The sequence below is a fragment of the Streptomyces sp. NTD107 genome, from assembly GCF_059510435.1.
Genome location: NZ_JCAJZV010000019.1, coordinates 1 through 18026, shown reverse-complemented (window position 1 = coordinate 18026; position 18026 = coordinate 1). Strand labels below are relative to the sequence as shown.

Below are 18026 nucleotides of genomic sequence, written 5' to 3'. Positions count from 1 at the left end.
GGTCAGAAACCGAGCAGTCCGGGCAGGAAGGTGGCGGTGGCCGGGAAGAAGGTCACCAGCGCCAGCACGGCGCCCAGCGGGATCAGGAACGGAGCCGTGCCGCGGAACACCTCGTGCACCGGCATGCCGGAGACGGGGCTCATGACGAAGAGCACCGCGCCGATCGGCGGCGTCAGCAGGCCGATCATCAGATTGACGATGGTGATGACGCCGAAGTGCAGCGGGTCGATGCCGAACTCCGTGGCGATCGGGAGCAGGATCGGGACCGTGATCACCAGGACGGAGATGCCCTCCAGGATGGCTCCGAGGAAGATCAGCAGCAGGTTGACCAGGAGCAGGAAGACGATCGGGCTGTCGGTCAGGCCCCGCATCAGCTCGGCGACCGTGCTGGGGACGCGCTCGCGGGCGAGGATCCAGCCCAGCAGCCCGGAGGCGCCGATGATCAGCATGATCGAGGCCGTGGTCGACGCCGTTTCGCGGGCTATTCGGCCCAGATCGCGCAGCCGCAGCGTTCCGTAGGAGAAGCCCAGGAGCAACACGTAGGCGGCGGCAGCGGCGGCAGCCTCGGTGGGGGTGAACAGTCCGCCCAGGATGCCGCCGAGGATGATCACCGGAGCGCCCAGCGGCCCGATGACCCGTACCGATGCCTGCCGCAGCCGGCCCCAGTCGAACGGCTGGCCCTGGAGATCCGGCCGGCCGCGGGTCCAGACGAAGACGGCGATCGCCAGTCCGCCGGCCATCAGGAAGGCGGGCACGACGGACGCGGCGAACAGCGCCCCCGTCGACACGGCGGCGATGCCCGCGTAGACCACCGCCGGAATGCTCGGCGGCATGACCGGGCCGATCAGGCTGGACGCGGCGGAGATGCCCACGGCGAAGCGCTTGGGGTAGCCCCGGCGGACCATCGCGGGGATCTCGACCTTGCCGAGCCCGGCGGCGTCGGCGAGTGCGGACCCGCTCATCCACGAGAAGCCGACGCTGACACCGATGTTGATGTATCCGAGGCTGCCTTTGACCCGGCCGATCAGCGCCAGGGCGAAGTCGAAGAGCCGGTCGGCGATACGGGCGTGGTTCGCGACCACCCCGACCAGGATGAACAGCGGCACCGCCAGCAGCGGGAAACTGTCGATGGACCCGGTGACCTGGCGCACGCTCAGGCCGAGCGAGTTGCCGTTGAGCGTCAGATAGGTGAGCGAGGGGCCGAGCAGGGCGAAGGCGACGGGAACGCGCAGCGCGAGCAGCCCGAGGATCGCCAGGGCGAGCAGCAGCATGTTCATGCGGAGGGCCTTTCCGTGTCCGTTCCGCCCGCTGTCCCGGCGTGGGGCCCGGCGTCCGGCCCGCTGTCACCGTCGGTTTCCGGCTCCGGCCAGAAGACCGCCACCACCGAGCGCACGGCGGTCAGCAGCAGCCCGGCCAGGGGGATGACATAGAGCCACTGGAGTGGCATGCCCATGGCCGAAGACACCTGTGTCGAGCCGGATGTCACCAGGGCGTACGCCTCGTAGGCGAGATTGAGGCAGATGATGGCGACCATGGTGTTGGCGAAGACGACCACCAGCCGCAGGAGCCGGCCCCGGACGACGGTGTCGATCACCTTGAGCGTCACATGGCCGTCCCTGGCCATCAGATGACCCGACATGGCGAAGGTCATCCACACCAGGCTGTACCGGGCCAGTTCACCGGTCCACACCCACCCGCCACCGGGCAGATACCGCTGAACGGCCTGGGTCAGCACCAGGACGAAGATCACGGCGAGCAGCAGGCCGCCGAGGACGGCCTCCGCCGTCGACAGCCCCCGGATCACGGCGGGCCGCCGGCGGCCCGCCGGGGGGATGGGGTCAGCCATCGGAGCCCACCTGCCAACCGCTCAGGTCGATCCAGGACTTCCCGGGTGCCGTCCGCGCCCGCGCGAAGGCATCGGCGGCGCCGGCCGGGGCGGCGGCGGCGTTCAGGACCCGGGTGGGGTCCAGGCTGCCGTCCGCGACGGCCGCGACCGTCTCGGCGAAATCGCGCGGATGGTCGTAGATGAGGGAGCCCCGGACCACCAGTTGGCGCCGGGTCAGCTCCATCGTGGACAGCGGCACCGGCTGCGTGTCCATGCCGATCATCACGATGGTGCCGCCCGTACCGGCCGCCCGTACCGATGTCTCCCAGGCCGCCGGGCTGCCCACCGTGTCGAACACCACCGGAACGTCCCGCGCCACGGCGGCGTCGATCGGCTCGGCGCCGATGCTCCCGGCGAGGGCGGCCCTGCCCTCGTGCGGCTCGGTGACCCGCACCCGTACCCCGGCCGCGAGCAGCGCCTGACACAGGAAGAGGCCCTGCGAGCCCGCGCCGACGACCAGGCAGGTGTCACCGTGGCCCACGCCCGAGCGGCGCAGCGCGGAGCGGGCCACCGTCAGCGGCTCGACGCACACCAGGGCCTGATCGGAGACGGACGCCGGAACCGGCCAGGCGAAGCGGGCCGGCACCACCACCCGTTCCCTGAGCAGTCCTGGGATGTTGATGCCCACGCTCCGCCGCCGACCGCACGCCGAGGTGTGTCCCGCCCGGCACGCCGGGCAGTCGGCGCAGCCGAAGTTCGGCTCGATCACCACCCGCTGACCGGGCTGCCGGCCGGTGACGCCGGGACCGACGGCGGTGATCACACCGCCGCCCTCGTGTCCCATGACCCAGGGCAGGTACGGCGTGGCCCGGTGTCCGTCGTGGAGGCTCAGATCGGAACCGCACAGTCCCACGGCCCGGACCGTCACCAGGACTTCGCCCGGGCCGGGTTCGGGTTCCGGCCAGTCACCGACGGCCTCGACTTGTCGAGGCCGCGTCAAGACGAGAGCCTTCATCGGCCAGTTCCTCTCACCTCGGGGGAGCCCGCCACACGGCCGGAACGTGTCGATGACGATAAATGCGCCTCAATCAAGCGGCAAGCGGTTGCCAAAAGTTGCCATCGGGCGCAGGATCCAGCAGAAAACCCGACCAGGCCGGGAGCGGCGATGGCACGGCGGAACAGCAGACAACCGACGATCTACGACGTGGCACGGGAAGCGGGCGTCGCCACCTCCACCGTGTCCCGGGCGATGTCCTCTCCCGGCCGGGTGAACGCCCGGACGCGCGAGCACATCCTCGCGACCGCACAACGGCTGGGCTACCGGACCAACCCGCTGGCGCGGGCGCTGCCCTCGGGACGCACGGACACCGTGGCGCTGTGCGTCTCCGACATCACCAATCCGCACTTCTTCGGCGTCATCCGGGGCGCGGAGGCGCAGACCCGCGCGGCGGGCTGCACCCTGATCGTCGGGGACACCGAGGAATCACCCGATCTGGAGGTCCGCAACGTCGAACGGCTCGGCTCCTCCGTGGACGGATTCGTCATCGCCGCGTCCCGGATGCCGGACGACCGCATCCAGGACCTGGCGGCCAACCACCGGCTGACCCTGGTCAACCGGCAGGTGGAGGGCGTGACCAGTGTCATCGTCGACCACGACGACGGCACCCGGCAGATCGTCGAGCACCTGGCCTCGCTCGGCCACACCTCCGTCGTCTACCTCGCCGGACCCCGCCGGTCGTGGCTGGCCGCCCAGCGCTGGCGGGTGGTGGACTCCGCCGCCCGGGAGCTGGGGATGTCGGCGGCCCGGCTCGGCCCGTTCCCGCCCGCGGTGCTCGGCGGCCCCGCCGCGGCGGACGCCGCCCTGGCGGCCGGCGCCACCGCGGCCATCGCCCACAACGACCTGCTCGCGATCGGGATGCTGCGCCGGTACGCGGAGCGGGGCGTACGGGTGCCGGCGGACATCAGCGTGGTGGGCTACGACGACATCTTCGGCGCGGACTTCTGCTCGCCCACCCTCACCACCCTGGGTGGCCCCTTCAGCGAGGCCGGCCGGCTGGCCGTCGATCTGCTGCTCGGCATGCGCGACATGGCCTGGTCGTCCGGTCCCACCCCCCAGGTGGTGCTGCCCTCCCACCTGATCGTCCGCGCCTCCACAGGACCGGCCCGCCGCGATCCCACGGCGTGGGCGAAGGGCTGACGGTGTGAAGGGGGCGCCGCAGCGCGGCCGGGCCGGCCCCGTACGGGCTCGAACTGGCCGCCCCGCCCGGCGTCGTACGGGTTGAGACCGGCGCGGGTACGTTCTCCGGCGGCGACTCCGCCGCGACCGCGCCCGGCAACCCGGGCCCGGGTCACCCCGACGCGGAGCGGATCATCCTGGTGAGCAGCCTGCCCCGGTGTCCGACGCGGCACAGGCCCTGGTCAGGGAGGTACGGACGGTGGCGGGCCCGGACGGCTCCCGTCCCCCGGTGGGCGGCTCGGCCGCGGCCCTGATCGCCGTCACCACCTTCATCCCGCTGTTCCTGTTCGCCGGCAGCATCGCCCGGCCCGGGGCGCGGAAGCCTGATGGGGGGAACGGACACCGGTCAGACCGTGATGACCGTCGCCGTGGGGAGGGCGTGGAACGGGGCCAGTTGGGCCGGGGTGGCGGCGGTGTCGGTGACCAGGGTCCAGGGGCGGCGCAGCGGTGTCGGGGCCCAGGCGGTGAACGGGGACTCGCCCAGCTTGCTGCTGTCCGCGAGGATGTACACCTCCGTGGAGCGTTCCGCCATCAGCTCCTTGAGCGCCGTCTGCTGGAAGCTCGCCTCGCAGATGCCGCGTTCGGCGTCGATGCCGTCCGCGCCGAGGAACACCTTGTCGGCGCTCAGCCGGGACAGCGCCAGTTCGGTCAGCGGTCCCACGTACGCCTGGCTGACCTGCCGCAACTGGCCACCGAGCGAGATGACGTCCAAGCCGGGGGAGTCGTTCAGCTCGGCGAGGGCGGTGAGGGAGTTGGTGACGACGGTGAGTTCGGTGTGGGCGCGCAGCAGGCGGGCGAGGCGCCCGGTGGTGGTGCCGGCGTCCAGGATCACCGTGTCGCCGGGCGCGATGCGGCCCGCAGCCCAGGCGGCGATGCGTTCCTTCTGGGCGACGGCGAGCCCGGTGCGCTGCCCGAGCGACTGCTCCGGTACGTGCTCGGCGGTGATCGCGCCCCCGTAGGTGCGGGCGATGGTGCCGCGTTCGGTGAGCAGTGCCAGATCGCGGCGGATGGTAGAGGGGGTGACGCCGAGGGTGCGGGCCAGTTCCTCCACGGTGACGGTGCCGTCGGCGGAGACCGTACGGACGATCAGCTCGCGGCGTTCACCGGCCCGGGGGCGGGGGTTCGGCGGCATGGGTGTTCGACCGTCCCTTCAGCTCAGTGCGGCTCAGCCGGCGGGGGTGGGGGTGGGCGCCGCCGGTGCGAGGCGGGCGGCCTGCCGCAGGGCCTCGACGATGCTGCCCGCGTCGGCGGTGCCGGTGCCGGCGATGTCGAATGCGGTGCCATGGTCCACGGAGGTGCGGATCACCGGAAGGCCGACGGTGATGTTGACCCCGGCCTCCAGGCCGAGGATCTTGACCGGACCGTGCCCCTGATCGTGATACATCGCCACCACCAGGTCGTAGTCGCCGCGTCCGGCGACAAAGAATACCGTGTCGGCCGGCAGCGGCCCCCTGGCGTCGATGCCGTCCGCGCGCAGCGCCTCGATCGCCGGAACGATCTTCTCCTCCTCCTCGCCGCGCCCGAACAGGCCGTTCTCGCCGGCGTGCGGGTTGATGCCGCACACCGCGATCCGGGGCTCGGGCACGCCGGAGTCGACGATGGTGCGGTGGCCGCGCCGCACGGTGCGCTCCACCAGGCCGGGGTCGATGCGCTCGATGGCGTCGATCAGCCCGATGTGGGTGGTGACATGGATGACCTTCACCTTCTCGGTGGCGAGCATCATGGACACCTCCTCGACCCCGGTGAGGTGCGCGAGCAGTTCGGTGTGGCCGGGGAAACGGTGACCGGCGGCGTGCAGGGCCTCCTTGTTGAGGGGCGCGGTGCAGATCGCCTGGACCTCGCCGGCGACGGCGAGCGCGGCGGCGCGTTCGACGTACCGGTACGCGGCCTCGCCGGCGATCGGGGACAGCGCGCCGAAGGGGAGGTCGGCGGGGAGGAGTCCGAGGTCGATGACGTCGATGACGCCGGGGGAGGGGTCGGCGTCGGCGGGGGAGCCGACCGTGCGGATGGTGACGGCGTCCGGCTCCAGGCCGCAGATGCGGGCGGCGTGGACGAGCCGGGCGGCGTCGCCGATGACGACGGGGCGGCACAGGGTGTGGATCTCGGGCTCGGTCAGTCCGCGCACGATGACTTCGGGGCCGATGCCGGCGCCGTCGCCCATGGTGACGGCGACGAGGGGGAGGCGGGTCTGGGTGCTCATGGGGTTTCCTCCAGGAGGCGGGCGAGGGTGTCCGGGGTGCCGAAGGCGCCGGCCTTGGTGATGACGTGGCGGGGGTTCGGGCCGCCGGTGGTGGCGAGGACGACGGAGGGGGCGGGTTCGGCGAGCAGTTCGAGGGCGTGCACGCCGGAGTGGGTGAGTACGGCGCGCGCTGTTTCGCCGCCGGTGAGCAGGAGCCGCCCGGCGTGGGCGGCGGCGGGGGCGGCGATCCGGCCGAGCCGGTCGACGAGTTCGCGGGCGAGGGTGGGGTCGATGGGGCCGTCCGGAGTGATCCGGAGCAGGGTGTCGCCGGTACGGAGGAGGTCGCGGAGCCGCTCGGCGTGCGCGGCGGGCGGGGTGTTGAGGATGGTGCCGACGGGGAGGGCGAGGGTGTGCGGGAGGCGGCGGGCGAGGGCGTCCGCCTGCCGCCCGGAGACGGCGCTGGCGCTGCCGACGACGGCCAGCACCGGGCCCTCGGGGGTACGGGGCGGGGCGGGCGGTTCGGTGCCGCCGGACCATGCCGCCGCCAGCGCGTGCGCCAGTCCGGCGGCGCCCGCCCACAGCGCGGGGCGGGGCAGCGCGAGCCCGGCATCGGCGACGGCGCGCAGATCGGCGTCCGTTACGGCGTCGCACACCGCCACCCGCCCGCTCGAACCGCACTCGGACAGGCGCGCGATCAGCTGCGCGCGCGGTCCGCGCACCACCGCCAGCGGCACGGGCGCGGTCGGCACCGGCGCCAGCGCGGCGGCGATCGTACGGGGCGGGGTGGCGGTACGTTCCGCGCGCCAGGCGTCGGTGGTGTGCAGCGGGACGCCGTCCACCCGCACCACGCCGTCCACGACGGTGCGGCCGGTGGCGGGTGAGGCGGGCGCGCAGATGAGCACCGGGCCGCTCCCGTACCGGCGGACCGCCTCCAGTTCGGCGGCCACCGGGCCGCGCAGCGTGGAGTCGAGCTTCTTGAAGACCAGCCGCCCGTCCCCGTACCGGCGCAGCGCCCGGGCCACCCGCCGCCCGGCCGTGCCGGGGTCGGCGTAGCGGCTGTCGGTGTCGGTCACCAGCACGTCGGCGTCCCGGCCGTCGGTGTCCGCGCCATCCGCGCGCAGCACCATCTTGCTGCGCATTCCGCGCAACGCAAACCCGATGCCACTGTCCGCCGCGCCACTGAGATCGTCAGCAACCAGCAACGCCCTGCGATATTGCATAGTCGTCACCGTACCGAGTCTTGCGTGTTGCGCGCAATCGTGTCACCGTTTCGCTCGCAATACGCAAAGTGCGTGCGAGGGAGAACCGACGATGAAGACGGTCGACACAGAACCACGGGACAGACCCCAACGCCCGGAACCGGCAGCGGAGGACGACCCGTACCGGCTCTCCCCCGGCGACGTCCAGGCCCCGCCCACCGACCTGCGCGGCACCCTGCGCCGCCTCGGCCCCGGCATGATCCTCTCCGCCGCCGTCGTCGGCTCCGGCGAGCTCATCACCACCACCGCCCTCGGCGCCCAGGCCGGGTTCGCGCTGCTCTGGCTCGTCATCATCAGCGCGCTGGTCAAGGTCTGGGTCCAGATCGAACTCGCCCGCTGGACCATCCTCACCGGCCGCACCGCCCTCGCCGGCTACGCCCAGGTCGGCCCGCGCATCGGCCGCGTCGGAGCCATCAACTGGCTCTGGATCCTCATGGACTTCGCCAAGATGCTGCAACGCGGCGGCATCATCGGCGGCACCGCCGCGGCGTTCAGCATCCTGCTCCCCATCGGCGGCGACGCGCTCGGCACCACCTCCCTCACCATCTGGACCGTCCTCGTCGTCGCGGCGGCCGTGGGCCTCATGTACTCGGGGCGGTACGGACACGTCGAGCGCGCCGCGTTCATCGCCGTGGTGATCTTCACCCTCATCACGGTCGGCCTCGCGCTCTCCCTCCCCGGCAGCGACTTCGCCTACGGCGGCGCCGACCTGCTCTCCGGCCTGTCCTTCGCCATCCCGGCCGGCTCGCTCGGCTTCGCCGTCGCCATGTTCGGCATCACCGGCGTCGGCGCGGACGAGATGACGACGTACACGTACTGGTGCCTGGAGAAGGGGTACGCGCGCTGGACCGGCCCCGACGACGGCACGGAGGAGCGGGCGCGCCGCGCCGAGGGCTGGATCCGGGTGATGCGCATCGACGCGCTCATCGCGTGGGCGGTGTGCACCGTGTGCACGCTGTCCTTCTACATCATCGGCGCCGCCATCCTGCACCCCCAGAACCTCGTGCCCAAGGGCAACGAGATGATCACCACCCTTTCCCGGCTTTACACGGATACGCTCGGCGAGTGGTCGCACTACATCTTCCTCATCGGTGCGATCGCGGTGCTGTTCTCCACCCTCATCGGCTCCACCGCGAGCGTGCCCCGGCTGTGGACCAACACCCTCGGGCTGCTCGGCGTCATCGACTGGAGCGACCCGAAAGTACGGCTGCGCACCATCCGTATCCTGACGGTCGCCCTGCCACCGCTGTGGGGCGCCTCGTACCTGTGGATCCAGTCGCCCGTGCTGATGGTGCAGATCGGCGGCATCGCCGGCGGGGTGTTCCTGGTGGCCGTCGTCATCGCGGCCTGGAGCCTGCGGCGGCAGGACGTCCCGGACCGCTTCCGGCGCGGCAAGGTGACCACCACCGCGCTCGTACTGAGCAGCGCGTCGATCGGCGCGCTCGGCGTCTACACCATCTGCGAGGTCTTCGGCCTCAGCATCGGAGGCTGACCCGGCATGTCCATCGGGGTACTGATCACCACACCCAGCTTCGGCCAGCACGCACGGCTGCCCTGGACCACGCTGACCGAGGCCGGGGTGACCACCCACACCCCGCCGTACGCCCACCCGCTGACCGAGGAACAGCTGGCTGAGCAACTGCGCGCCACCGGCGCGCGCGGGCTGATCACCGGCCTCGACCCGGTGACGGACGCGGTGCTGGCCGCCGCCCCCGAGCTGCGGGTGGTCGCCAAGCACGGGGTGGGGACGGACAACATCGACCTCGCGGCGGCGCACGCCAGGGGCGTACGCGTCGTCAACGCGCCCGGTACGAATACGGGGGCCGTCGCCGACCTCACCTTCGCCCTGCTGCTCGCCACCGTGCGGCAGCTCGTCCCCGGCCACACCTCGGTGGTCGGCGGCGGCTGGGGACGGTACTTCGGCCCCGAACTGGCCGGCCGCACCCTCGGCATCATCGGCTACGGACGCATCGGGCGTGCCGTCGCCCGCCGGGCGCGCGGCTTCGACATGCGGGTGGTGGCGTACGACCCGTACCTGCCCATGGACGACGAGACCATGACCACCGACCTGCCGGGACTGCTCGCGGCGGCCGACATCGTGACGTTGCACGTACCGATGCCGGCCGACGGCCGCCCCATCCTCGACCGCGCGGCGCTCACGGCGCTGCGCCCCGGCGCGTACGTCATCAACACGGCGCGCGGCGGGCTCATCGACGAACCGGCGCTCGCCGAACTGCTGCACAGCGGCCACCTGGCCGGCGCCGGCCTCGACGTGTACACCACCGAGCCGCCCGGCCCGGCCGGCAACCCGCTCATCGGCGCGCCCAACACCGTCCTCACCCCGCACTGCGGCGCCTACAGTCACCAGGCCAACGAGGCGATGGGCACCACGGTGGCCACCGATGTCGTGCGGGTGCTGCGCGGCGAAGAACCCCTGAACCGGGTCACGTAAGCACGTTTTCGTAGAGGTAAAGGAGAACCGTCCATGCCAGCGGAACTGGTGCTCGGCACCATGACCTTCGGCGACACCGTCGACGCGGCCGGCGCCGCCGCCATGCTCGACCTCGCCGAAGAGGCCGGCATCACCATGCTGGACACCGCCAACGTCTACGCGGGCGGCGCCTGCGAGGAGATCCTCGGCGAGTTGCTGGCGGGCGAGGCCGGCGGGCGGCGCGACCGGTTCCGGATCGCGTCCAAGGCCGGCATGCCGCACGAGGACGCGGCCGGAGCCGCCCCGCTGTCGGCGGGCGCGCTGCGCCGCAGCGTCGAGGGCAGCCTGCGCCGGCTGCGCACCGGCCACCTCGACCTCTTCTATCTGCACCAGCCCGACCGCGCCACCGAGATCGGCGAGACCCTCGACGCCCTCGCCGAACTCGCCGCCGAGGGCCTCATCCGCGAGGTCGGCGTCTCCAACTACCCCGCGTGGCGCATCGCCGAACTGCGGGCGGAGGCGGCCCGGCGCGGCGCCCCGGTGCCGGGCGTCTCGCAGTCGCTGTACAACCTGATCGCGCGGCGGATCGAGGAGGAGTACGCGGAGTACGCGGCGTCGGCCGGGATCTCCACCATCGTCTACAACCCGCTGGGCGGTGGGCTGCTGACCGGCCGCCACCGGTTCGAGGAGCCGCCCGAGCACGGGCGGTTCGGCGACTCGCGGCTGGCGGCGATGTACCGGGAACGGTACTGGGACCGGCAGCTGTTCGCCGCCGTCACGGAACTGACCGTCATCGCGGACGGGCTCGGCGTACCGCTCCCCGAACTGGCGCTGCGCTGGCTGATGGACCGGCCGCTGGTGAACGGCGTACTCGTCGGCTCCTCCACGCTCGGCCACCTGCGCACCAACATCACGGCGGCCGGGCGCGGCCCGCTGCCGCCCGAGGTGACCGACCGGATCGACGCCGTAGGACAGACCCTGCGCGGCCCATCCCCCGCGTACCACCGCTGAAAGGAACACCTGATGACCGCTGAGAACGGCGCGAAGAGCTCCGCAGAGAACTTCGCGCAGCGCATACGAGCCCGGAGCGAGCCGATGACCGGCTACTGGGTGGTGCTGGACAACCCCGTCGGCACCGAGCGGATCGCCGGACAGGGCTGGGACTACGTGTGCGTGGACGCGCAGCACGGGCTGCTCGACTACAAGGGCATCCTCGGCGCGCTGACCGCGATCGACGCGCGCGGGGTGTCGGCCGGGATGGTACGGGTGCCGGCCAACGACGTCTTCTGGATCGGCCAGTCGCTGGACGCGGGGGCGCGCGGCGTCATCGTGCCGATGGTCAACACCGCCGAGCAGGCGGCGGCGGCCGTCGCCGCCTGCCGGTACCCGCCGCACGGGGTGCGCTCGTACGGGCCGATGCGGTCGATGCTGCGGATCGGCCCGGCGCCGGCGGTCGCCGACCGCGAGGTCGCCTGCGTCGTGATGATCGAGACCCGGGAGGCGCTGGCCAACGTCGCGGAGATCTGCGCGACGGACGGCGTCGACGCGGTCTACATCGGCCCCTCCGATCTGACGATCGCGCTGGGCGGGGCGACCTCCACCGACCCGGCGGTGAGCGAGGAATTCGAAGCCGCGCTGCGCGTGGTCGCGGACGCGGCCCGGGCGGCGGACATCGGCGCCGGCATCCACACCCCGACGGGCGAGGCGGCGGCCCGGCGGCTGTCGGAAGGATTCACCTTCGCGACGGTTGCGTGCGACCTGAACCACCTGGAGCAGGCCGCCGCTGCCCACTTGGCCTCCGCCCGGGGTCAATGGGGTTGATGGACTGTCAGTGGCGGGCGGTAGGTTCTGAGTTGTCAGATGAACCATCCGCTTGACCGAAGGACAGTTCGTGAAGGCAAAGACTCTGGGCCTCGCCGTGCTCACCGGCACGGCGGCGCTCGCTCTCCTGGCTCCGACCGCCGTGGCGGCCCCGGTGTCTGGGAGGTGGTCGACACCTCCTGGACCAGCCGGGAGAGCACCCGCTACGACGACGCGGTGACCACCGTCTCGGGCGACATCCTGGCCGCCACCCAGCACCAGCCGATCGCCTGCTGGAACGGCAGCGACTGGACCGAGATCCCGGCCCCGCCCATACCCAAGAGCGCCGGCAATGATGTGAGCGCGATGGGCGGGGTGTCCTGCACCGACTTCTACGTCTTCGACCGGCAGCGGGACGCCCCGCTGCGCTGGCAGTGGAACGGCACCTCTTGGTACGGCACCCCCACCGGCATGCAGTACGAGACCTCGACCGTCCTCACCTTCGCCAGGAACGACATATGGACCTTCGGCCGGATCGACAACGGGGCGGCCCAGCGCTTCAACGGCACGAGCTGGAGCCGGGTGACCACCCCGGACATCAGGATCACCACCGCCACCGGCACCTCGGGGAATGATCTGTGGATCTTCGGACCGAAGCGCGGTGAATACACACCGTCCGCGTTCCACTTCGACGGCCGCACCTGGACGGAGGCCGCCGTCCCGGCCTCGTACAAGGGCAACGCCCACGAAGCGGTGACGCCGGCGTCCGACGACATCCACCTCTTCAGCACCGCCGCCCAGGACGGCTATCTGCACTGGGACGGCCGGTCCTGGAGCCACCGGCAGACCGGCTTCACCGGCTACGTCCACGGTGTGGGCGTCTCACAGGGCACCGTGTGGGTGGGCCTCTCCAGGAGCTTCATCCGGCTGGACGCCGGCGTCTGGACGGCGGCGCGGTTCCCGGCGGTGGATGACCAGTACGGACTGACCATCCGCGACCTGGCCACCGACCCCCGCACGGACACCGTTTACGGCGTGGGCCACACCGGCTACGCGGAGGGCGTCACCACCTCCGCGATCATCAAGAACGACCCGCTGAACTGACCCGCCCGCGCACCACCCCTGACGTCCGGCCCACCGGGGGGCGGGCCGGACGTCAGGGGGACGGCGCGACCGAGAACATGTACAGCCCGGCATCCCCGACGACGGCCAGCTCACGCCCGGAGGGTGAGAACGCGGCATTAAGGAGGGTGGAGTTCGTCCGGACCCAGCAGATCGGCCGCAGGTCCGGGAGCGAGAACAGGCCGATGAGCGCCGGATCGGCGATCACGGCCAGATGCCTCTCACCGGCGACCACGCGGTAGACCTGATCGATCGGTGATTCCGCCCCGCCGGGGTCGCGGTGGCTGCTCCAGTGCTGTGCCGGCGTCTCGGGCCCCGCACCGGTCAGGTCCCAAAGGGTGAGGGCCGTCCGGCCCTTGTGACGGGTGGCGGCGATGAGACGGTCCCCGGCGGGGGTGAAGCACAGATCCGACGCCCGCCAACGTTCCCCGGTCAGCCGCATCCTGCGTTCACCGCCACCCGGGGTGACGACCCGCAGGGGTTCCCCCTCGCGGGCCACGGCGTAGGTGCGGTCATCCGGCGCGAACTCCAGCACCACGTCATACGCCGATTCGCCCTCCCGCAACTCTCCGGCGTCCCGCAGCGCCGCGTCACTGCGCCGGGGCGGGTTCCGGCGGAGGTAGTCGTTCGGGTCGGTCGGGCCCAGCGTTCCCGTGCCTGGATCAATGGGATCAATGGCCCACGAGTCGTCCGGACCCCTCTTCACGCCCAGATCCTCTCCGTCGGGACTCCAGATCACGGAGTTGAGTGGGCAGAGGGCCGCTCTGACTCGCAGGTTACGACGGGCGTTTTGCTGCTCGATCTACTGCTTCACGATCCTCAGCGGGGCACCGCCGCAGAACCCGGCGAAGTAGGAGCCGGACCCGAACCCGCCGTGGATGGTGAAGCGGTTGACGCGGTCGGTGAGCTCCTGGCGCAGGTAGCGGGAGGAGACGCCCTTGAGCTGTTGACCAGGGCCAATAGGGGTGACTTTTGGCGGGTAGCGCACCAGCAGGTGTACGTGATCCTCTTCGCCGTTGAACTCGATCAGGTCCGCGCCGAAGTCGGTGCAGACGTTCCGCACCATCTCTTCGCAGCGCGTCGGCATGGCGTCGTTGAAGACTTCATGCCGGTACCTGGTGACGGATATCAAAGCGCGTGCAAGTGGTGGACGGCGTGACGGCCCCGACAGCTATCGGAATTTTGTTCCCAGTGCGGTGATATGCACTGGGCGAGTATGGTGAGGGAGTTCGGCCGAAAGGGGGGGGGGTGGGCTGGGTGATCCGTGCGTACAAGTTCCTGATGCGGCCCACAGTCCGCCAGACGCAGGCGCTGGGCGAGATGCTGCGTGATCACTGCTCGCTCTACAACGGTGCGTTGCAGGAACGCCGGGACGCCTGGCGGCACGTCTCCAGGACGAGCGTGAAGTACGGGCAGCAGTCCGGCCAGCTCAAGGAGATCCGGGCGTTCGACCCGGAGAGGCAGGGCCGCTGGTCCTTCTCCAGCCAGCAGGCGACGTTGCGCCGGCTGGACAAGGCGTTCGCCGCGTTCTTCCGCCGAATCAAAGCAGGAGACAAGCCCGGCTACCCGCGCTTCCGTGGGGTGAACTGGTTCGACACGGTCGACTTCCCCAGGGACGGTGACGGCTGCCGCTGGGACTCCACCCCTCACGACCCGGTCACCCGCGTCCGCTTCCAGGGTGTCGGGCATGTGAAGGTCAACCAGCACCGCCCGGTGACCGGCAAGGTCAAGACGGTCTCGGTCAGGCGCGAGGGCCGCAAGTGGTTCCTCGTCCTCACCGCCGAACAGCCCCAGCCCGAGCCGCTGCCCGCGACCGGCTCAACAGTCGGCATCGACCTCGGCCTTGCCTCGTTCCTCACCACCTCCCACGGTGTACATGTCGCCAATCCGCGCCACGCGCGCAAGGCCGCCGCCCGGCTGGAGGCCGCGCAGCGGGCGCTGTCCCGCTTTCCGCGCCGCAAGGCGAGGGACCGCACCGGCAACCACTGGCGCGCCGTGGACAAGGTCGCGGCCCTGCATGGCAAGGTCCGCCGCCAACGCCTTGACCACGCGCACAAGACCGCGCTCGACCTGGTCCGCGCACACGACGTCATCGCGCACGAAGACCTCAAGATCCGCACCATGAGCGAGGCTCCCGCGCCGAAGCCCGACCCCGGGAAGCCGGGCGGTTTCCTGCCCAACGGGGCCGCCGCGAAGGCCGGGCTGAACCGTTCGATCGCCGATGCCGGTTGGGGGGTGTTCCTGACGATCCTGAACGCCAAGGCTGAAAGCGCCGGGCGGGAAGTGATCGCCGTGGACCCCCGCAACACCTCCCGCACGTGCCCCGAATGCGGGCACACCGCCAAGGAGAACCGGCCCGCACAGGAAAAGTTCCACTGCCGCTCGTGCGGCCACCGGGCACACGCCGACGTCGTCGGAGCGACCAACGTTCTACGGGCCGGGCTGGTCCGTCGCAACGCCAACCCGGCGTAGCGAGAAGCCCCCCGTTCACGGGGCGGAGGAGTCACGTTGACCAGGCCGCGCAGCATGCCGAGCGCCAGCGGCCAGCGGCCGATCCGGTCCAGCAGCGGGAGGAGTTCGGCCCGGTCACCCCGCCCGAGGAGGGCGACGGCCTCGGCGTCGCTCATCGCGTCCACCCGGATCTCGGTGCCCTCGACCAGTCCGGGGCGGCGGGCGGTGACCAGGACCGTCAGCCGGTCGGCCTCGGCCAGGAACGGCCGTACGTCATCCGCGTGCCAGGCGTCGTCCACGACCAGCAGCAGCGGCTGTCCGGCCCGTTCCGCCGCCGAGCGGAAGGCGGCGCCCGCCGCGTGGACATCCGCGTACGTCTCCGCCCGGCCGCCGGTGAGCAGCGCGGTGAGGCCGGCCAGGGCGGTGACGAGGCGTTCCGTGCCGGGGCGCTGGCCCAGTTCCGCCCACAGCACCCCGCCCTCGAAGCCGCGTGCCGCCCAGCCGGCCAGGGCCGTCTTGCCGTAGCCGCCCCCGCCGGCCAGCACCACTCTCGCGCCCGGGCGCAGCGCCCGGGTGATCGACCGGCCGAGGCCGTCCCGTACGACAAAGCGGGTGGGGGCGGCCGGGGCCATTCTCGGGGGCGGGGGAACGGCCGGTGCGGGCGTGTGCACGTTGATGGTGTTCGCCTGGAGGACGTTCTCCGCCCGGCCGCCCGTGAACTCGTTGTGTCCCCCGTGTTCCCCCTGCATGCGCCCCAGTTTCGGTCACGGCCCGGCGTCGGAACAAGCGCCCAGCGCCTGGTTGATGCCCGTCGCCCAGCTGTGGGCGGCGGTGCTCAGCCGGGGGCGGGGGACGAGGGGCATGATGTGGCTGTTGAACTGCACCAGCATCAGTTCGTCGCCGGTACGGACCGGGCCGCCGCCCCGTGCCACCCGGGGCCAGCACAGCGCCTCGCCCGGCCCGAGGCCGGTGAGCGCGACATCCTCGCCGGGCAGCGCGCGCGGGCCCTCGGCCGTGAGCCGGTAGCGGCCGGGCGGCGGCACGTCCGCCGTGCCGAGTCCGGCCGCGCGCCGGGCGTGCACCAGGATCTGGCTGAGCGGCGGGACCGGGCCGTGCGCCGTACGGGTGGCGGGCAGTTCCGGCAGCAGCTGGGCCAGGATGTGCAGCCCGAGCGCGGGCAGCAGGCCGGCGGCCTGTTCGGCTGCGTGGGTGAGGGCGACCGCCGTCTGGAAGCGCGGGTTGATCTCGACGGCGAGTACCGAGCCGCCGTCGGCGATCAGGTCGAGCCCGAACACGCCCCGGTAGCCGCGCCCGCGCAGCACCTGCCCGACCCGGTACGCGGCCTCGCGGGCCGCCGCGTACACGCCGGGCGGCAGGTCGGCGGGGCCGGTCAGCTGGCTGCCGCAGCCGGTGCCCCAGTGCGGGGTCAGCCCGGGCAGCCCCACCAGCTGGTGGGAGACGGCGGACACCACCGTACGGTCGCCGCCGGCGCAGCCGGTGACGGTGAGTGGCAGGCCGGGCACCAGGCGGCTGAGCTTGAGCCGGTGGCCTTCCCACACGCACAGCGCGCGGGTCAGTTCGGGGTGGCTGGTGACGCGGACGGTGCCGCGCCCGCGCAGGGTGTTCTCGCGGCGCTGGAGGACGGCGTGTTCCCAGTGGGAGGGCCAGTAGGCGGCGGTGCCCCGGCGGCCGGTGGCGGGGATGAGGACGTGTTCGGGGACGGGGACGCCGGCCTCGGCGAGCAGGGGCAGGGCGTCGATCTTGTCGTCGGCCGTCGCCGTGATGCCGGGGGCGGGGGCCAGCAGGTGGTAGCCGTGGGCGCGGGCCCAGTGGGCGGCGCGGGGGTCGTGTTCGGGGGCGAAGGCGACGGCCACCCGGCGGCGCGGGTCGGCGGGGTTGGCGGTGCCGGGGTCGGGGGCGGTGCCGGGTGTCGTGCTCGCCGCGGTGGCCTGTCGGGGCAGGGCCGTGTGTCGCAGCCAGCCACGGGCGGCCGGTCCGCAGGTGTGGGCGAGGAAGGGTGACCGGTCCAGCCAGACCGCCTCGTCGATCAACTGTTCCAGTAGGGCGAGTCCCGCGTCGGCCGGTACTCCTTCCAGCACGGTCTCACCCCGCCTCTTCCTCGTCGGCCCGCTCGGTAGCCGGACGAATGTAGGCCCGTTCCGGCTGCCGTCCACCCCGGTCCCGAAACTTTCCTCCTCAAACACCTCGTTCGAGTGACATGCCCAGCGATTACCCGGGGTGACTGGATCTCACTCCTCGTTTTTCCTTTGACGCGCCCCCGCCTCGTGCTAGCCTCGGGAGCTAGTTGCAGTTGTGGTTCCCAGACTTGAAGTGCTCCTGCTTACTCTCCGGAGTCGGTTAGGAGCTTTTTTGTTTTTCCGGTTTTCCTCCGGTGGGGCAATCATCGCGGCGACACGGTTCCCGCAGGGTGCGGGGGCCGGTACTGCCCCGAAGGAGATATGACATGGCCAGTGGCACCGTTAAGTGGTTCAACTCGGAAAAGGGTTTCGGCTTCATCGAGCAGGAGGGTGGCGGCCCCGACGTCTTCGCCCACTACTCGAACATCGCCACCCAGGGCTTCCGTGAGCTCCAGGAAGGTCAGAAGGTGACCTTCGACGTCGTGCAGGGCCAGAAGGGCCCGCAGGCGGAGAACATCGTCCCCGCCTGACGCACCCCGTCACGGCACGGCACGATACGAAGCTCACGCTGAGTAAAGTGTGACG

Annotated in this window: 16 protein-coding genes and 1 pseudogene; 8 read left to right on the top strand and 9 right to left on the bottom strand. The window is 71.9% G+C overall.

Features of this window, described 5'->3' with window-relative positions; genetic code table 11:
• Positions 1-2 precede the first annotated feature (2 nt).
• Genes AC5WRL_RS26190 through AC5WRL_RS26180 form a run of 3 tightly spaced genes read right to left on the bottom strand, consistent with a single transcriptional unit; the run spans position 3 to position 2840 of the window.
• On the bottom strand, positions 3-1277 hold the full coding sequence (locus AC5WRL_RS26190) for a TRAP transporter large permease (RefSeq protein ID WP_496091138.1): 1275 nt from the start codon (positions 1275-1277) through the stop codon (positions 3-5).
• On the bottom strand, positions 1274-1846 hold the full coding sequence (locus tag AC5WRL_RS26185; RefSeq protein ID WP_496091137.1) for a TRAP transporter small permease: 573 nt from the start codon (positions 1844-1846) through the stop codon (positions 1274-1276). The genes AC5WRL_RS26190 and AC5WRL_RS26185 overlap by 4 nt, the downstream gene beginning before the upstream one ends.
• Complete coding sequence (locus AC5WRL_RS26180) at positions 1839-2840, bottom strand: zinc-dependent alcohol dehydrogenase (RefSeq protein ID WP_496091136.1); 1002 nt, start codon at positions 2838-2840, stop codon at positions 1839-1841. Before AC5WRL_RS26180 ends, AC5WRL_RS26185 begins: the two co-directional genes overlap by 8 nt.
• Positions 2841-2990: 150 nt before the next feature.
• On the opposite strand from AC5WRL_RS26180, the gene AC5WRL_RS26175 reads away from it, so the two are divergent.
• Complete coding sequence (locus AC5WRL_RS26175) at positions 2991-4022, top strand: LacI family DNA-binding transcriptional regulator (protein WP_496091135.1); 1032 nt, start codon at positions 2991-2993, stop codon at positions 4020-4022.
• Positions 4023-4407: 385 nt separating this feature from the next.
• Here AC5WRL_RS26175 and AC5WRL_RS26170 read toward each other — a convergent pair whose 3' ends face one another.
• Genes AC5WRL_RS26170 through AC5WRL_RS26160 form a run of 3 tightly spaced genes read right to left on the bottom strand, consistent with a single transcriptional unit; the run spans position 4408 to position 7460 of the window.
• Positions 4408-5193 carry a DeoR/GlpR family DNA-binding transcription regulator gene (locus tag AC5WRL_RS26170; protein WP_496091134.1) on the bottom strand — a complete coding sequence of 262 codons (786 nt, stop codon included), beginning with the start codon at positions 5191-5193 and terminating at the stop codon, positions 4408-4410.
• A 33-nt stretch (positions 5194-5226) separates the two neighbouring features.
• Positions 5227-6261: a 4-hydroxythreonine-4-phosphate dehydrogenase PdxA gene (gene pdxA / locus AC5WRL_RS26165; RefSeq protein WP_496091133.1), complete on the bottom strand. Its 1035-nt coding sequence runs from the start codon at positions 6259-6261 to the stop codon at positions 5227-5229.
• A complete protein-coding gene (locus tag AC5WRL_RS26160; protein WP_496091132.1) occupies positions 6258-7460 on the bottom strand; it encodes a four-carbon acid sugar kinase family protein in 1203 nt (400 codons plus the stop codon). The genes pdxA and AC5WRL_RS26160 overlap by 4 nt, the downstream gene beginning before the upstream one ends.
• A 91-nt stretch (positions 7461-7551) precedes the next feature.
• Between AC5WRL_RS26160 and AC5WRL_RS26155 the strand changes: the two genes are divergently transcribed.
• The 5 genes from AC5WRL_RS26155 to AC5WRL_RS26135 all read left to right on the top strand — a co-directional run bounded on the left by AC5WRL_RS26155 (position 7552) and on the right by AC5WRL_RS26135 (position 12834).
• Positions 7552-8991, top strand: coding sequence for an Nramp family divalent metal transporter (locus AC5WRL_RS26155; protein ID WP_496091131.1), 1440 nt, complete (start codon positions 7552-7554; stop codon positions 8989-8991).
• A 6-nt stretch (positions 8992-8997) separates the two neighbouring features.
• Positions 8998-9951 (top strand): phosphoglycerate dehydrogenase, encoded by a 954-nt coding sequence (locus tag AC5WRL_RS26150; protein ID WP_496091130.1) that lies wholly within the window; start codon positions 8998-9000, stop codon positions 9949-9951.
• Between the two features lie 33 nt (positions 9952-9984).
• The gene (locus AC5WRL_RS26145) at positions 9985-10941 is read left to right on the top strand and encodes an aldo/keto reductase (RefSeq protein ID WP_496091129.1); all 957 of its coding nucleotides are present in this window, start codon (positions 9985-9987) and stop codon (positions 10939-10941) included.
• 12 nt (positions 10942-10953) lie between these two features.
• The gene (locus AC5WRL_RS26140) at positions 10954-11751 is read left to right on the top strand and encodes an HpcH/HpaI aldolase family protein (RefSeq protein ID WP_496091128.1); all 798 of its coding nucleotides are present in this window, start codon (positions 10954-10956) and stop codon (positions 11749-11751) included.
• A 165-nt stretch (positions 11752-11916) separates the two neighbouring features.
• On the top strand, positions 11917-12834 hold the full coding sequence (locus AC5WRL_RS26135; RefSeq protein ID WP_496091127.1) for a hypothetical protein: 918 nt from the start codon (positions 11917-11919) through the stop codon (positions 12832-12834).
• A gap of 52 nt (positions 12835-12886) precedes the next feature.
• Here the strand turns inward: AC5WRL_RS26135 and AC5WRL_RS26130 are convergent, their stop codons facing one another.
• Both AC5WRL_RS26130 and tnpA read right to left on the bottom strand, forming a co-directional pair.
• Positions 12887-13558: a hypothetical protein gene (locus AC5WRL_RS26130; RefSeq protein WP_496091126.1), complete on the bottom strand. Its 672-nt coding sequence runs from the start codon at positions 13556-13558 to the stop codon at positions 12887-12889.
• A gap of 96 nt (positions 13559-13654) precedes the next feature.
• Positions 13655-14055 (bottom strand): annotated as a pseudogene (tnpA, locus tag AC5WRL_RS26125) (IS200/IS605 family transposase).
• A gap of 54 nt (positions 14056-14109) precedes the next feature.
• Between tnpA and AC5WRL_RS26120 the strand changes: the two are divergent.
• Complete coding sequence (locus AC5WRL_RS26120) at positions 14110-15324, top strand: RNA-guided endonuclease InsQ/TnpB family protein (RefSeq protein ID WP_496091125.1); 1215 nt, start codon at positions 14110-14112, stop codon at positions 15322-15324.
• Positions 15325-16067: 743 nt separating this feature from the next.
• On the opposite strand, the gene AC5WRL_RS26115 is transcribed toward AC5WRL_RS26120, so the two are convergent.
• A complete protein-coding gene (locus AC5WRL_RS26115) occupies positions 16068-17402 on the bottom strand; it encodes an ATP-grasp domain-containing protein (protein ID WP_496091124.1) in 1335 nt (444 codons plus the stop codon).
• Positions 17403-17767: 365 nt separating this feature from the next.
• On the opposite strand from AC5WRL_RS26115, the gene AC5WRL_RS26110 reads away from it, so the two are divergent.
• Entirely contained in the window at positions 17768-17971 is a 204-nt protein-coding gene (locus AC5WRL_RS26110; RefSeq protein ID WP_019434089.1) for a cold-shock protein, read from the top strand.
• The last annotated feature ends 55 nt before the right edge of the window (positions 17972-18026 follow it).